The following is a 14,847-nucleotide window of genomic DNA, read 5'->3' as shown; positions in this document are numbered from 1 at the left end:
CGCGGCGTGCTACCTCCTTTCGCATGCGTGGAGAACTGATCCGGTTGCGGGTGCTCGAGCCCGCCGACGCCGAGACGATGTGGCGGTGGGCCAACGACCCCGAGGTCGTGCGGTGGATGTTCGAGGGCTACCTCGGCTCGCTCGCCTCGGCCCGCGAGCGTCTCGAGCAGCAGCCGCGCAACACGTACCACAACGTGTTCTTCGGGGTCGAGGTCCTCGACGACGGCATGCTGATCGGGGCCGTGCGCCTGCGCGACGCCGAGCCCGAGCTGGGCATCGCCGAGCTCGACATCTACCTGGGCGAGAAGGACTACTGGGGCCGCGGCTTCGGCACCGACACGATGCGCACGATCTGCCGCTACGGCTTCGACCACATGCGCCTGCACAAGATCAAGCTGACCGTGGTCCCCGAGAACGAGTCCGCCCACCACATCTACAAGAAGGTCGGCTTCGCCGACGAGGGCCGCCTGCGTTCGGTCTTCCGCCGCGACGGCCAGTGGTACGACATGTACACGATGGGCCTCCTCGAGGGCGAGCTGCGCTAGGGGTCCGTGACGTACCAGATCCGGATGCGACGCGGCGCCGCCGCCGTCGCCCGGGGGAACGGCTCAGCAATGCCGCGCGGCCGAACAGCGCGACCGGGCCCTCGGCCGCGGCTGTCGCGCCGATCGAACGCCGCCACGTCGGCACGGCCGAGACGCCGGGCAAACCGCGCCAGACGGCCAGGTCGCCGTCGGCGAGCGCGCGCGGCTCCTCGTGCACGGCGGCTCCCGTCGGTGGTGGAGGGGCAATGGCGGGCCATGCGGATCTCGTCGCCTGCCCGCAAGGCCGCACAGTTGCGGTGGGGATTGGCGCGGTTGAGGTCGGCCTCGGCGACGCCGATCTCCGCCCGGCTCTCCAATCCGAGGCGGCAGCGGTCCCCGAGGCCGCCAGGCCCGCGCTGGCGGCGAGTGGGTCGGGCGCGGTGGTGGCCGGCTGATCGGTCGCCCTCGTCGGGCAGGATTCGTGTTCACCGTGAGCGGTCCGAGCGGACGGGCGCAAGCAACACTGTTTGTGCCGGCCCTGAGCGAAGCGAGCGCATCGATGCGAGAGGCCCCGGGCGACGCCCACGACCGCGTCGCGGATACGGCCGTCGACGGGCGACGCGGGGCCGCAGCCGAAGGGACCACCCCGACCGGTCGAGCCCCGACCGCCGTGGAGCAATGGATGACGGACCGGGCTCGGCTCGGCGGCAACTCCTAGGCGACGGCGGCGAGCAGCTCGGCCCGGCCGGCGCCCGGCAAGGGGTAGCGGTCGCCCGGCGGGAGGGGACGCGGCGCGGGTGGCTGCAGGAGGGTGCCGGCGGCCAGGCCGGCCCGGGCCAGTTCCGGGTCGTGCAGGGAGGCGCCGTGCACGGTGCGGGCGGCGGTCCAGGCCGGGTCGGCCGGCTGGTACGGCAGACCCGCCACGTCGCTGTCGATCTCGGCTATGCGGTGACGGTCGAACCAGACCGTGGCCCGGTAGAGGGGCTCGATCACCTCGGCCGTGCGGGCGCCGAAGCCGTCGGCGACACCGCCGGTGGCCCGCAGGTGGTCGCGCAGCGTGCGGGCGTGCAGCAGGCCGATCCCGGCGCCTCGGCCCAGCGACGGGTTCGTGCAGCAGGCCGCGTCGCCGACCGCCACCAGGCCGGGCAGGTCGGCCGGGCGCCACACGTCGGCCAGGCCGCCCATCACGTCGATGCCGGTCAGCGGCTTGCCGGCGGCCCAGTGCGCGGCCAGCGGGTAGCGGGACAGCGCGGCCTCCCAGGCGGCCGGGTCGCGCAGGGCCCGCAGGGCGTGGTCCCGGCTGCTCGCCACGAAGCCGACCGACCAGGTGTCGTTGTCGGCGGGCAGGGTGAGCAGCGAGACCGACTCGTGGTGCTGGAGGATCGGGCCGAGCACCTCGGGCGGGTCGCCCTGGTAATGCCGGGCGTAGTAGACGAACCCGGCGTCGGATCGCTCCCCGGCCGGCTTCGGGAGGCCGGCCGCGGCCAGCCAGGACGGGAGGGCCGAGCGGCGGCCGCCGCAGTCCACGACCAGGCGCGCCTGCACGCGGGTGCCGTCGGTCAGGCGTACGCCCGAGATGCGACCGCCCTGAGTGAGAACGCCACTCACCGTGACCCCGCGCCGGATCGTCAGCCCGGCGGTGAAGACCGCCTCCTCGGCGAAGGCCGCCTCGAGAACCGGCCGCCGGGCCGTCATGGTGTCGAACCGGTCGTCGTCCGGCCGGCCGCCGTCGTACGCCGCGGGCGGCAGGACGGTCGCGAAGTTGAGCCGCAGCGCGCCCGCGGCCGCCAGCCGGGTGAGCACCCCGGGCAGGTCGGCGCGCATCTGGGCGTACCAGTGCGGAAGCATGATGTGGGAGTTGCGGAACTGGGCGACGCCGGGACGCTCCCAGTCGTCCCACTCCCGGCCGGCGGCGGGCGGCGCGGGATCGCGGTCGAGGACGGTCACCCGGTAACCGTCGCGGGCGAGCAGCATGGCGGTGGCGAGTCCGGTGAGCCCGGCGCCGAGAACGATGATGTCGGTCATGCCGTGAGCGTCGGCTCGACCGCTGCTCACTCTCCAGACCGTTCGGTGCTCACTTCCTGCCCGGTCTCGCGCCGCCAGAGGATCTCGGTGAGCCGGTCGACGGCCTTGGCGAGGTGCCGGCGGTAGGTGCTGAACGGCAGGCCGAGCACCTCGGCGGCGGCCTCCTGGCTCGGCGCCGGGCGCAGGTAGGTGCGGTTGAGAACGGCGGCCAGCGGCGCGCCCTTGGGCTCGGCCGCCAGCCGCTGCACCGCCCAGGCCAGCGCGGCGGCCCGGTCCGGGTCGCGCAGCGCCTGCCGGACGCCGGCCGCGAACGCGTCGCGGCTCGGCGGCGGCGGGCGCAGCAGGCCGGGTGGGGGCGGGCCGCTGCCGCCGGACTGCTCGCGCTCGTTCATCAGCTCGAGCCAGGTGTCGACCGGCAGCCGCCGCCAGTCCATGCCGAAGGCGACGTGCCGCTGCCCGCCGACGGTGACCTCGAAGGCGGTCGTGAACCCGAGGTAGTCGAACATCGGCTGCCAGAAGGCGGGGTCGGCGACGGTGACGAAGGAGCAGGCGGCCGGGCGGCCGATCCACTCGATGATCGACGAGACGGCGCCGGCCAGCACGGCGTAGAGGTCCCGCTGGGTTCCCTCGCTGCCGCCGAGGAAGCGGGCCAGGCCGATCCGCTCCCCCGGCCGGAGGGTGACGCCGCCGAGGGCGGCCCGGACGACCGGATCGTCGGGGCCGGCGGCGGGCAGGGTCAGATGATGGACGTACGCGAGGAGCCCGCGCTCGCCCCGCACGACGCTGAGCCCGTCCGGCTGCGCGGCGAGCCACTGCCGGGCCAGCGCGGCGCTCTCCGGGCCCTGGAACTCCCGCACCGAGTCGAGCACCTCGGGGTGGTCGGCCTCGGAGCCCGGGACCAGGGCGACCGGCCCGCGGTCGCGCAGGGTGTGGAACGCGGCCGACAGCGGGCTGCTGCGGTGCAGGTAGAGCAGGTGCTGGGCGTGCAGCTGCCGGTCGGCGCCGGCGGCCGCCCGCACCCCGGCGACGGTGTGGTCGTGGACGATCCGGTGCAGGGCGCCGTAGCGGTCGGGCGAGCGGCGCTCGAACTCGGCGTCGAGCACGTCCCGGGCCAGCTCGTGCGGCCGCAGCCCGCGGGGGCCCCAGGTGATGAACGGCCGCCGGCAGAGCCACTCCCAGACCGCGGGCGCCTGCGCGCCGACGGTGGCGCGCAGCAGGTCCTCGGTGGTCAGCCAGGCCTTGGCGCAGGTGGCCAGGCCGGTGGCGTGCGCGTCGGTGGGCGGCTCGCGGACCAGGCAGGCGAGCAGCGCGGTGATCAGGTCGGGGACGTCGGCGAGCGCACGCGGCACGACGCCGGTGACGGTGGCGTCGGCCAGCAGGGCCAGCGCGAGGGGGTGGCCGCGGCCGAGGGCGGCCAGGCCGTCGCGGGCCTCGGGCGGCACGCCGGCGCGGGCCAGCAGCGCCGCGCTCTCCCCGGCGCCGAGCGGCTCGAGGCGGCGGATGGTGGCGATGCTGCGCCAGCCGGGATCGGTGCGCCAGGCCGGTGCCGGCGGCTCGCGCCCGGCCAGCACGACCACGTCGGTCTCGGCGCGGGCGGGCAGGAACTCGCGGCGCAGCCAGCCGTCGAGCGGTGCGAGCCGCTCGTAGCCGTCGACCAGCAGAACCCCGGCGTCCAAGCCCTTGAAGGTGTCGGGCGAGGCGTCGGCCTCGCGGCCGTCGACGTCGGCGACCGTACGCCCGGCCGCCCGCGCCCGCCGGCGGAACTGCTGGAGGGTGCTGGACTTGCCGATGCCGCCCGGCCCGTGCAGGAACAGGACCCCGCCCCGGGCCAGGACCTGGTCGAACGCGGCCAGCTCGGCGTCGCGCCCGACGAACGATCGGGCGCGGGCCTGGTCGAGCAGGTCGGCGACCTTCGGCATGCGACATTCCCCCGCCCGCAGTGTAGGGGTAAACCACGGGCGAGGGCTGTCGGCGTCAGAGCACTTCGGCGGCCAGCCGGTCCGGGTTGCCGAAGCGGTGGGCGGTGATGCTGACCGCCTGCTCGTGCAGGAACGGCACCAGCTCGACCCGGCCGGCCTCGGTGACCGGGTGCGACCAGACGGCCAGGTCGGGAGTGGACGGCAGCTCCGCGACGGCCCCGACGAGACGGACCCGCCCGGAGGTCAGGCCGGCCAGCCACTCGGCGTCGGTCTCCACCTTGACCTCGGCCGGAATCGCCGCCGCGAGCGAGGCCGGCAACGCGTCGGCGACCGACACGCGCATCGGCGAGCCGGCGATCAGGCCGGCCGCCAGCACCCGAACCAGTTCCGCAAGCGAGGCGTCGGCGGCAAGCCGCACCACGACCGGCTGCGGCAGGTAGCGCAGCACATTGCGCTCGGCCCACAGCCCGGACACGTCGTCCTGCCGGAAGTGTCCGGAAACAGCGGCAGCGTCACTCGCGGCGGCACGCTCGACGAACGCCATCTCCCGCTCAGCGAGGACCGAGCGTGCGGCAGCCAGCAGCGACCGCACCGCCTCCGAGGAGATCGGCGCACCGGCCGAAGCCGTCGCGGACTCCCAGCCGGTGAGGCCGACCAGGTAGTTGGGGCCGCCGGCCTTGGTGCCGGGGCCGACCGCCGAGCGCTTCCACCCGCCGAACGGCTGCCGGCGGACGATCGCGCCGGTGATGCCCCGGTTGACGTAGAGGTTGCCGGCCTGGATCCGGTCGAGCCAGGTGCGCACCTCGGCCGCGTCGAGCGAGTGCAGGCCCGAGGTGAGGCCGTAGTCGACCTCGTTGACCAGGTCGATCGCCTCGTGCAGGGTGGCCACCGTCATGACGCCGAGGATCGGGCCGAAGTACTCGGTCCGGTGGAACGCCGAGCCGCGGCGCACGCCGTCACGGATGCCGGGCGTCCACAGCCGGCCCTCGTCGTCCAGCTTCCGGGGCTCCAGCAGCCACTTCTCGCCGGCGCCGAGCTCGGTGAGGCCGGTGAGCAGTTTGCCGGCGGCCGGCTCGATGACGGGGCCGACCTGGGTGCGGGGGTCGGCCGGGTAGCCGACGGTGAGCGAGGAGGCGGCGTCGAGCAGCTGGGTGCGGAACCGCTCCGACTTCGCCACGGAGCCGACCAGCACGACCAGCGAGGCGGCCGAGCACTTCTGACCGGCGTGGCCGAACGCGGAGGCGACCACGTCCTTGACGGCCAGGTCGAGGTCGGCGCTGGGGGTGACGATGACGGCGTTCTTGCCGCTGGTCTCGGCCAGCAGCGGCAGATCGGGGCGGAACGAGCGGAACAGCTCGGCGGTCTCGTACGCGCCGGTCAGGATGACCCGGTCGACCAGCTCGTGGGTGATCAGCTCGCGGCCCAGCTCCCGCTCGCCGACCTGCACGAGGGTGAGCAGCCGCGGGTCGGGCAGCACCGGGCGGACGACGTCGGCGAGCACGGCGCCGCAGCGCTCGGCCGGGCCGGCCGGCTTGAGCACCACGGCCGAGCCGGCGGCGAGGGCCGACAGCAGCGAGCCGGCCGGGATCGCGACCGGGAAGTTCCAGGGCGGGGTGACCAGCGTCAACCGGGCCGGGACGGGCACGGCGCCGTCGATGCGGTCGAGATCGGCGGCCAGCTCGCCGTAGAAGTGGGCGAAGTCGGCGGCCTCGGAGACCTCGGGGTCGGCCTGGTCGGCGGTCTTGCCGGCCTCGGCCGCCATCACCTCGATGAGCTCGGCCCGGCGGGCCTCGATCGCCTCGCCGGCCCGGTGCAGGATCGCGCCGCGCTCGGCCCCGGAGAGCTTGCCCCAGGCCTCGGCCGCCTCGGCCGCGCCGGCCATCAGGGCGTCGAGCCGGGGCTGGTCGCCGACCCGGGCCGCGTCGATGGTGGCCACGCCGAGCGGGGAGATCGGCGCGCGGCTCAGCACGTCACGGACCCAGGCCCGGTTGGCGGCGACGGCCGGGTCGGTGTCGGGGGTGTTCTCGAAGTGGCCCGGGCCCGGGTGCGGGACGGCGGCGTAGCGCTCGGCGACGCGGCGGGTGGCCGGGACCTCGGCGTCCAGGCCGGCGAGCGAGGCGAGGAACCGCTCCTTCTCGCGGGCGAACAGGCCGGCGTCGGAGTCCAGCTCGAACACGGCGGACATGAAGTTGTCCTGGCTCGCGCCCTCCTCGAGCCGCCGGATCAGGTAGGCGATCGCGACGTCGAACTGCTCCGGGCGTACGACCGGCGTGTAGAGCAACAGACCGCCCACCTCGCGCCGGACCACCTCGGCCTGGCCCTCGGCCATGCCGAGCAGCATCTCGAACTCGATGCCCTCGCGGACGCCGCGGCGGCCGGCCAGCAGCCAGGCGTAGGCGATGTCGAACAGGTTGTGGCCGGCGACGCCGATCCGGACGTTGCGGATCCGCGATGGCTCGAGGGCGTAGTCGAGGACGCGCTTGTAGTTGGTGTCGGTGGCCTGCTTGCTCTCCCAGGTCGCCAGCGGCCAGCCGTGCACCGTGGACTCGACCCGCTCCATCGGCAGGTTCGCGCCCTTGACCAGGCGCACCTTGATGCCGGCGCCGCCCTTCTGCCGCCGCCGCGCGGCCCATTCCTGCAGGCGGATCATCGCGCTCAAGGCATCCGGGAGGTACGCCTGAAGCACGATCCCCGCCTCGAGATCGGTCAGGCCGGGCGAGTCGAGCAGCCGGGTGAAGACCGCGATCGTGAGATCGAGGTCCTTGTACTCCTCCATGTCGAGGTTGACGAACTTCTTCCGCGGGAAGGACGCCGCCAGCCTAAACAGCGGGGTGAGGCGCTCGACGATGTCGTCGACGGCCTCGTCGAACGCCCATGGGCTGTGCGGCTCGACGGCGGCCGACACCTTGATCGACACGTAGTCGACGTCGTCGCGGCTCAGCAGCCGCTCGGTCTCGCGCAGCCGGCGGCCGGCCTCGCCCTTGCCGAGCACGGCCTCGCCGAGGAGGTTCACGTTCAGCCGGACGTCGCGGCGGCGGATGCGGGAGATCGCCTTGCCGAGGCGGGCGTCGGAGGCGTCGACGATCAGGTGGCCGACCATGCGGCGCAGCACGCGGCGGGCGATCGGGACGACCACGCCCGGCATGACCGGCGCCATCGTGCCGCCGACCCGGACCGCCGCGCGCAGCGGCGCGGGCAGGAAGCGGGGCACGTCGGGGGCGAGCGTGGCGAGCGCGCGGGCGCTGACCCGCAGGTCCTCGGGACGCACCACGCCGTCGACGAAGCCGACCGCGAACGCCAGGCCCTTGGGGTCGCGCAGCAGCCCGGCCAGCTGCGCCGCCGAGCCGCTCACCTTCACCGCCGACGACTCGTGCAGCCAGCGGCGGACGAGGTCGACCGCCTCCTGGGCGAGGTCGGTGTCGGCGGGCATCGCGATGTCGGTCATGGCGCCAGTGTCCGTCCGTGCGGCGTTAAGGAAAAGCGATGGTTAGTGACGAGTACCGTTCAGTCCTGCTTACCCATCTCCCAAGGGGCGAGAACATGCTCGAGATCAGGCGTCTGGTGCTGCTGCGCGAGCTGGCCATCAGAGGGACGCTCGCGGCGGTGGCGGAGGCGCTCAACTTCTCCCCCTCCGCAGTGTCACAGCAGCTCAGCCTGCTGGAGAAGGAAACCGGCATGCCGCTGCTGCGCAAGGCCGGGCGCCGGGTGCGGCTCACCCCGCAGGCCGAGGTGCTGGTCGCGTCCGTGGCCGAGGTGCTCGACACGCTGGAGCGCGCCGAGGCGGCACTCCAGGCCTCGCTGACCCGGGTGAGCGGCCGGGTGCGGGTCGCCGTCTTCCAGTCGGCGGCCCTGGCGCTCATGCCGGCCACGCTGCGGGCCATGGCGACGCGCTATCCGGACGTACGGGTGGAGATGGTCCAGCGGGAGCCGGAGGAGGCCCTGCGGGAGACCTGGGCCCGCGACTTCGACATGGTCATTGCCGAGCAGTACCCGGCCCACGCGGCGCCACACCACCCCGGGCTCGACCGGCGGGCGCTCACCGAGGACGCGATCCGGCTCGCCCTGCCCGCCGCCGGGGTCGCGCTGCACCCGGTCGGCTCGCTCGGCGAGGCCCGGGCCATGCCCTGGGTGATGGAGCCGCACGGGGCGGCGTCGCGGCATTTCGCCGAGCAGATGTGCCGGACGGCGGGCTTCGAGCCGGACGTCCGGTACGAGACCGCCGACCTGCAGGCGCACATGCGCCTGGTCGAGTCCGGCAACGCCGTGGCGCTGATCCCCGATCTGGTCTGGGCCGGCCGGGACACCTCCTGCCGCCTGCTCGACCTCCCGGGGAGCCCCCGCCGCACGATCTTCACGGCCCAGCGTCTGGCCGGCGCCGCATCACCGGCCGCCCGGGCATTCCGGGACACATTGGAGGAGGCCGCCTCAAATCACCTCCCCGGAACGACGGATGGCCCCTTGCCGATCCGGGAAAGGTATGACGAACGTAGTTAGTGGCGAATGACCCTGTCCCTCCGAGAAGGGCCTACCGATGGCCGACTGGGTGCTCATACCCTCTCTGAAGCGACTGCTCGCGGAGTTCAACTTGATCGCGCCGAACCGCGACAAGACCAGCGACGGCAGCATCGGCGATACCGCACACCAGCACGAGGTCTCCGATCACAACCCCGACGAGACCGGTTCGGTACCGATCCACGACGCGGACCACGTGAACGAGGTCCACGCGATCGATGTGGACAACAACCTGAACGAGAGCGACCTGACCATGGAGAAGGTCGTGCAGTTCCTCCTCGGCCGCGTGCGGTCCGGCGCCGAGAAGCGGCTGCGCTACATCATCTACAACCGGCGCATCTGGGAGGCGTCGTCGGGCTGGGTGCAGAAGGCCTACCACGGCGCCTCTCCGCACACCGAGCACGCGCACTTCTCCGGCTCGTACGACTCGAAGCTCGAAGCCTCGACGGCTTCCTGGCATCTGGAGGACATTCCCGTGGCTCTTACCGCCGCCGACAAGGCCTGGATCTCGGCCGAGATCGCGAAGCAGTGCGCGGCCACCATCTCGGCCTGGAAGGACGACATCGGCCGCGCCGTGGTCGCGACGCCGATCGATGGCGCGAACATTCCGCCCTCCACCTGGAATCGGACCCTCGGGATGGTGGTCACCGATTCCTGGGCCGCCACCATGAAGGGCACCACGATGACCGAACAGCCGATGCCGGCCGCGGGCGCGTTCTCGCAGATCCTCGAAGACCTGGCGATCCTGACGGCCAAGGTGGACGCGCTGTCGTCCACCTTCAAGGAGGAGCCCACGGCCCTCGACGGCTCGTCAGACCTCGAGCAGGGGTAACGGCTTCGTGCACAGCACGTCCGGCATCGGCAGGTAGCCCAGGCGCTGCCAGAACCGCAGGCCGGCCTCGTTGTCCGGCATGACCAGCAGGTTGACGCGCGGGCAGCCGAGCCGCCGGAAGCGGGCCTCGAGCTCGCCCACCAGCCGGGTGGCGATGCCGCTCCGGCGGTGGGCGGGGTCGACGGCCAGGCGCAGGATCCAGCCGCGCCGGCCGTCGAAGGTCCCCATGACGACGGCCACCGTCCGCTCGCCGGCCCGGCCCACCAGGAACAGCTCGGGGTCGCGGGAGAGCTTGGCCTCCAGCTCGGCCCGGGGCACGACCTCGCGGCCGGCCGTCGCCCACACGCGGACGACGTCGTCGTAGTCGTCCCAGCCGAACTCTCGAATGTGGATCACGCCGGGAGTATCCCCGCCATCTCGGCGACGGCGAGCTCCAGGGTCCGGTCGACGCCGTGGGCCACCATGCTCCGGAACGCGGGGTCGCCGCCCCGGGCATTCCGGCGGACGCCCTCGGCCGAGGCGATCACCCGCTGACGGACGATTTCCAGGAAATCCGGTTCCGGGCCCATCCAGCCGTACGCATCGAGAAAGCGCCGGAGGCGGCGGGCTCGGCCCGCGAAGTCCGTGAAGCCCTCGGCCGTCACCACGTGGCGGGCATGCAGCGGAACCCAGGCGAAGGCCATGAACGCGAGGTCCCAGGCCGGGGTGACCGGCCCCGCGAAGTCCCAGTCGAAGAAGCCGGCCAGCCGCCCGTCCCGCCACGCCGCGTTGTAGGGCGCGGCGTCGTTGTGGCCGATGATCAGCCCGGGCCGCCAGGCGCCGCCCTCACGCCAGACCGCGTCCTCCGGCGGGACGAAGCCGGCGACGGCGGCGTGGTAGTCGCGCAGCCATGCCGCGGCCTGGACCAGGGCGTCCTCGCTGTGCACCCAGGACGGCCAGGGCTTACGGTCACCCACCGTCTCAGCACCGTGTCGCGCACCTTGACCGCTCCCCCGGCGTTCCCACCGGCCAGCCGCTGCTCCCCCGTCATGCCCCGACCGTAGCCGCCGCGCCGCCCGTTCCCCGCACTGGCTCGGCGCGCTCACGTCAGGGCGGCGCGCGTACCGTCGGGGCTGCGCGCTCACCGTCAGGGCAGCGCGCTCACCGTCAGGGCAGCGCGCTCACCGTCAGGGCGGCGCGCTCACCGTCAGGGCTCGACCGTGAGGGCGGACATGCCGGCCACCGCGAGCAGGTCGACGCCGGCGGCGCCGGCGGTCCAGCCGTTGGCCGTGAACTCCCTGCCGGGGGCGACGCCGCGGTGGGTGGCGCCCGCGAGGGTGACCTGGCCGGCGCCCGACTGCAGGCGCACCCGCACCGGGGTGGCGCCGGCCAGGCGTACCAGAAACTGGTCCACGCCGCCGGACATGCGCACCGGGATCGGGCCCCGCGGGGCCGGCAGCGCCAGGTCGATGCGGTTCGCGCCGCCCTCGAGGTCGACCCCGTCGACCACGGCGCCGGTCAGATCCACCCGGGTCCGCTGGGCGCCGCCGTGCAGCCGGACGGTCCACCGCACGTGGGCGTCGAGGACGACCTCGACCGCGGCGGGCCCGCCCTTCAGGTGCAGCTTGATGTCGTCGCCGCGGCGTTCGGCCAGCACCGGAGTGGACGCCCGGTAGAGGTCGCCGCCGAGATCGCCGGTCGTCACGCGCACGTCGGCGGCGCCGTCCACCAGCTCGAACACGGCCGCCGCCGGCATTGTCGCCCGGCCGCCGCCGCCGTGGGAACGGGGCACCAGCAGGATCGCGCCGACCGTGACCGCCAGGACCACGAAGATGCCGCCGGCCACGAGCAGGCGCTTGCGGTGCGACCGCTCCGGCGGCCGCTCCCAGCCGGGCAGCTCGGCCAGGGTGGGCGGGTCGTCCACGAACGGGTCGCTGGGCGGCAGGTAGATCGGCGCGAACCCGTGCGGGTCCGTCGGTTCCTCGGTCGGGGCTGGCCACTCCGCGGTCGGCTCGTCCTCCATGCCGTTGACTACGGCCCGGGCTCCCGGATGGATCAGCGGTCAGAGGGTGATCAGGCCACCCTCGGGGGCGACGCCGACGCCGTGGGTGTCCAGGAGGGCCCGTTCGGCGGAGTCGTCGCGGGCGGCCGGGTTGGTGTTGTTCAGGTGGGTGTAGAGGTAGCGCGGGCCGGGGTTCGCGTCGAGCAGGGGCAGGCTCTCCTCGATCGGCAGGTGGCCCATCTGCCGGGCGGTGCGGTCGACGCCGGTGTGCAGCAGCAGCTCGTCGTCGCGGAAGAAGGTGCCGTCGAGGACGGTCAGGTCGGCGCCGGTCAGGGCGTCGTGCCAGGCGCCGAGGCAGGGGGCGTAGACCAGGGTGGCGCGGCCGTCGGTGAGCCGGGCCCCGACCACCCAGTCGCCGGGGTCGAGGGCGGCCGCGTAGCGGGGGCGTCTGCGGCCGACGACGAAGACGGTCAGCACCAGGCCGCCGTCCAGGGCGATCGGCGCCCCGGGCACGAGCGCGACACCGCGCACCGCGGTGTAGTGACCGAGCAGCGGCAGCGCGGGCGTGGCGGCGAGCACCGGCGGCGTGGCCAGGACGGTCAGCGCCGGGGCCTCGCGCAGCTGGGCGAGGCCGAGGGTGTGGTCGAGCTCGGCGCTGGTCAGGATCACGCCGCGGAGCGGGGTCTCGCGCGGGCCGGGGCCCGGCCACAGCTCCGGCCGGTCGAGGGTCAGGTCGGGGGCGGCGTTGATCAGGTACCAGGCGCGGCCGTCGGCGGTGACGGCGAGCGTGTCCTGGCGGCGAGACCGGCCGCCGGCGCGGGCGGCCCGGCAGCCGGCGCAGGCGCAGTTCCACTGGGGCAGGCCGCCGCCGGCCGCCGTTCCCAGGAAGCGGATCTTCATCGCGGCGAGGAGCGGAGGACCGGGAGCGGGCGCGGGCCGGGTCGCTCGCGCAGCGCCGTCACCGTGGCGTGGGCCGGGGACAGGTGGCAGACCGGGTCGGTGGCGGCGGGGTCGCCGGTCAGCTGGAAGGCCTGGCAGCGGCACCCGCCGAAGTCCACCTCGCGCAGCGCGCAGTCGCGGCACGGCGAGGGCAGCCAGTCGGTGCCGCGGTAGCGGTTGAACAGCTCCGACGAGTACCAGATGTCGTGCAGCGAGGCGTTCCGCACGGTCGGCGGGGGCGGGCCGGGCAGCTGGGCGGCGGCGAGGCAGGGAAGCACGTCCCCGGCCGGCGTGACGACCAGCTGGCGGGATGCCCAGCCTTGCATGCACGCCTTCGGGGTGCCGTCGAGGTAGTCGGGGCGCACGTAGGTGATGTCCATCCGGTCGCCGTGGCGGGACCGGGCCGCGGCCACGGCGTCGTCGGCGGCGGCCACCTGCGCCGCGGTCGGCAGCAGGGCGGCCCGGTTGCGCAGCGCCCAGCCGTAGTACTGGGTGTGCGCCAGCTCGAGGCGGGACGCGCCGAGCGAGAAGGCCAGGTCGGCCAGCCGTGCGACGCGGCCGGCGTTCAGGGCGTGCAGCACCACGTTGACGGTCAGCGGCAGGCCGGCCGATCGGACCGCCGACGCCGCCGCGAGCTTGCGGGCGAAGACGTCCACGCCGGCGATGCGGGCGGCCGCGGCCGGATCGACGTCCTGGAACGACAGCTGCACGTGCCGCAGGCCGGCGGCGACCAGCGACGACAGCCGGGCCGGCGACAGGCCCGACCCGCTGGTGATCAGGTTGGGGTAGAGGCCGCGGGCCGAGGCGCGGGCCACGAGGGCGGCCAGGTCGCGGCGCAGCAGGGGCTCGCCGCCGCTGAGGTGCAGCTGGCGCACGCCGGCGTCGGCGGCCTGGTCGATGACCGACAGCCAGGTCGCGGTGTCCAGGGAGTCGGCCGTCATGGTGACCGGGTTCGAGCAGTACACGCAGCGCAGCGGGCACCGGTAGGTCAGCTCGGCGATCAGCCCGATCGGCGCGCCGGCCGGCACCGGTGACCCGCCCACGGAACGGACCACCGCCGCGATGCCGCCGTCGATCACCACCCCGCCGAGAGAGGAGAGGAGCCGCGCGACCGAAGGCTCGGTGACACCGTCGTACTCGGCCGCGAGGGCGGTGACGATCTCGGCGTGGGAGGACCGGCCGTCGCACCGGGCCAGCGCGGCGGCGGCCGGATCGTCCAGCACCAGGACACCCTCGGGATGAAGGAGCAGGTGCGCGTCGCGGGCCCGATCGAAGACCAGCGAACACCCCGGCCGCAGCCCGGGCCTCACCGGATGCCGCCGGCGTAGTCGACCGCGTCGAGCATGGCGTTCAGGACGTCGCACTTGTACGCGAGCGCCGCCACCGCCGCGTCCTGCTGGGCGACGGTGACGCAGTGGGTGAGCACCAGGTCGAGGGTGAACGCGCTGTCGTCGCGTACGACCGGAATCCGATTTTCGAAGTAGGCCATGCCGTCCGGCTTGATCCACTCGTAGCGGGTGCGCCACGCCCGGACCCGGTCGGCCATGTGCCCGGGCGAGAACAGCTCGGTGAGCGCGGCGGCGGCGCCCTCCAGCCAGGGCCGGCTGCGGCAGAAGGCCAGGTACGCGTCGACGGCGAACCGGGCGCCGCGAAGGACGTGCCGCTCGTCCAGCACCTCCGCGCGGGAGAGGCCGACCGCCTCGCTCAGGCGGAGCCAGTCCTCGAGGCCGCCGTCGTCCTGGAACGAGATGCGGGAGAGCCACCGCAGGCGGACGTCGGGCAGCGGGCACGCGGCCACGATCGCGGCGTTCTTCTGCGAGAGATGGCGCTGGTAGTACCAGCGGTTCGCCACCCATGACCGGATCTCGCCGGGCGTGCACCCGCCGGCGTGCAGCCGGACGTGGAACGGGTGCCGGTCCCAGTACCGCGAGGCCTGCGCGCGCAACGCCCCGGCGAGCTCCGCGTGGGTCAGCGCTTCTCGCGGCGCGGCCACGGGCCGGCTGCCCCCGCGTAGGCCGAGATCTCGGCGGCGGTCTCGAGGCGGGTGACCCGCGGTTCGGTCCACTTCTTCTTCATGACGATCCTTTCCGGTACGGATCAGTTCTCCGGGTACGG

General features: G+C 74.2%; 12 protein-coding genes. 3 read left to right on the top strand and 9 right to left on the bottom strand.

The window, feature by feature from the left end:
- Positions 1–23: 23 nt before the first annotated feature.
- Positions 24–545, top strand: coding sequence for a GNAT family N-acetyltransferase (locus ACZ6TB_RS45080; protein ID WP_465566811.1), 522 nt, complete (start codon positions 24–26; stop codon positions 543–545).
- Positions 546–1,238: 693 nt separating this feature from the next.
- On the opposite strand, the gene ACZ6TB_RS45075 is transcribed toward ACZ6TB_RS45080, so the two are convergent.
- Genes ACZ6TB_RS45075 through ACZ6TB_RS45065 form a run of 3 tightly spaced genes read right to left on the bottom strand, consistent with a single transcriptional unit; the run spans position 1,239 to position 7,913 of the window.
- Entirely contained in the window at positions 1,239–2,549 is a 1,311-nt protein-coding gene (locus tag ACZ6TB_RS45075) for an FAD-dependent oxidoreductase (protein WP_465566808.1), read from the bottom strand.
- Between the two features lie 26 nt (positions 2,550–2,575).
- Positions 2,576–4,468 (bottom strand): ATP-binding protein, encoded by a 1,893-nt coding sequence (locus ACZ6TB_RS45070; protein ID WP_465566805.1) that lies wholly within the window; start codon positions 4,466–4,468, stop codon positions 2,576–2,578.
- Between the two features lie 55 nt (positions 4,469–4,523).
- Positions 4,524–7,913 (bottom strand): bifunctional proline dehydrogenase/L-glutamate gamma-semialdehyde dehydrogenase, encoded by a 3,390-nt coding sequence (locus ACZ6TB_RS45065; protein ID WP_465566802.1) that lies wholly within the window; start codon positions 7,911–7,913, stop codon positions 4,524–4,526.
- Between the two features lie 95 nt (positions 7,914–8,008).
- On the opposite strand from ACZ6TB_RS45065, the gene ACZ6TB_RS45060 reads away from it, so the two are divergent.
- The gene (locus ACZ6TB_RS45060; protein WP_465566799.1) at positions 8,009–8,962 is read left to right on the top strand and encodes a LysR family transcriptional regulator; all 954 of its coding nucleotides are present in this window, start codon (positions 8,009–8,011) and stop codon (positions 8,960–8,962) included.
- Positions 8,963–8,999: 37 nt separating this feature from the next.
- Complete coding sequence (locus ACZ6TB_RS45055; RefSeq protein ID WP_465566796.1) at positions 9,000–9,812, top strand: hypothetical protein; 813 nt, start codon at positions 9,000–9,002, stop codon at positions 9,810–9,812.
- Here ACZ6TB_RS45055 and ACZ6TB_RS45050 read toward each other — a convergent pair.
- The 6 genes from ACZ6TB_RS45050 to pqqC all read right to left on the bottom strand — a co-directional run bounded on the left by ACZ6TB_RS45050 (position 9,792) and on the right by pqqC (position 14,725).
- Complete coding sequence (locus tag ACZ6TB_RS45050; protein ID WP_465566793.1) at positions 9,792–10,208, bottom strand: GNAT family N-acetyltransferase; 417 nt, start codon at positions 10,206–10,208, stop codon at positions 9,792–9,794. The genes ACZ6TB_RS45055 and ACZ6TB_RS45050 overlap by 21 nt on opposite strands.
- A complete protein-coding gene (locus ACZ6TB_RS45045) occupies positions 10,205–10,897 on the bottom strand; it encodes a phosphotransferase (RefSeq protein ID WP_465566790.1) in 693 nt (230 codons plus the stop codon). Before ACZ6TB_RS45045 ends, ACZ6TB_RS45050 begins: the two co-directional genes overlap by 4 nt.
- A 101-nt stretch (positions 10,898–10,998) precedes the next feature.
- Positions 10,999–11,814, bottom strand: a complete 816-nt coding sequence (locus ACZ6TB_RS45040) for a hypothetical protein (RefSeq protein ID WP_465566787.1) — start codon at positions 11,812–11,814, stop codon at positions 10,999–11,001.
- Positions 11,815–11,853: 39 nt separating this feature from the next.
- Complete coding sequence (gene pqqB / locus ACZ6TB_RS45035) at positions 11,854–12,693, bottom strand: pyrroloquinoline quinone biosynthesis protein PqqB (RefSeq protein ID WP_465566784.1); 840 nt, start codon at positions 12,691–12,693, stop codon at positions 11,854–11,856.
- Positions 12,690–14,042: a pyrroloquinoline quinone biosynthesis protein PqqE gene (pqqE, locus tag ACZ6TB_RS45030; protein WP_465566781.1), complete on the bottom strand. Its 1,353-nt coding sequence runs from the start codon at positions 14,040–14,042 to the stop codon at positions 12,690–12,692. Before pqqE ends, pqqB begins: the two co-directional genes overlap by 4 nt.
- Positions 14,039–14,725 (bottom strand): pyrroloquinoline-quinone synthase PqqC, encoded by a 687-nt coding sequence (pqqC, locus tag ACZ6TB_RS45025; protein ID WP_465566778.1) that lies wholly within the window; start codon positions 14,723–14,725, stop codon positions 14,039–14,041. The genes pqqE and pqqC overlap by 4 nt, the downstream gene beginning before the upstream one ends.
- Positions 14,726–14,847: the final 122 nt, after the last annotated feature.

It is taken from the genome of Actinoplanes sp. NPDC051537, from assembly GCF_055586105.1.
The sequence above is the reverse complement of the archived record's forward strand: the minus strand, read 5'-3'. Positions and strand labels throughout refer to the sequence as shown.

Coding starts and splice junctions, on each gene's coding strand:
- ACZ6TB_RS45080 (WP_465566811.1), top strand. CDS start 24: ATGCGTGGAGAACTGATCCGGTTGCGGGTGCTCGAGCCCGCCGACGCC.
- ACZ6TB_RS45075 (WP_465566808.1), bottom strand. CDS start 2,549: ATGACCGACATCATCGTTCTCGGCGCCGGGCTCACCGGACTCGCCACC.
- ACZ6TB_RS45070 (WP_465566805.1), bottom strand. CDS start 4,468: ATGCCGAAGGTCGCCGACCTGCTCGACCAGGCCCGCGCCCGATCGTTC.
- ACZ6TB_RS45065 (WP_465566802.1), bottom strand. CDS start 7,913: ATGACCGACATCGCGATGCCCGCCGACACCGACCTCGCCCAGGAGGCG.
- ACZ6TB_RS45060 (WP_465566799.1), top strand. CDS start 8,009: ATGCTCGAGATCAGGCGTCTGGTGCTGCTGCGCGAGCTGGCCATCAGA.
- ACZ6TB_RS45055 (WP_465566796.1), top strand. CDS start 9,000: ATGGCCGACTGGGTGCTCATACCCTCTCTGAAGCGACTGCTCGCGGAG.
- ACZ6TB_RS45040 (WP_465566787.1), bottom strand. CDS start 11,814: ATGGAGGACGAGCCGACCGCGGAGTGGCCAGCCCCGACCGAGGAACCG.
- pqqB (WP_465566784.1), bottom strand. CDS start 12,693: ATGAAGATCCGCTTCCTGGGAACGGCGGCCGGCGGCGGCCTGCCCCAG.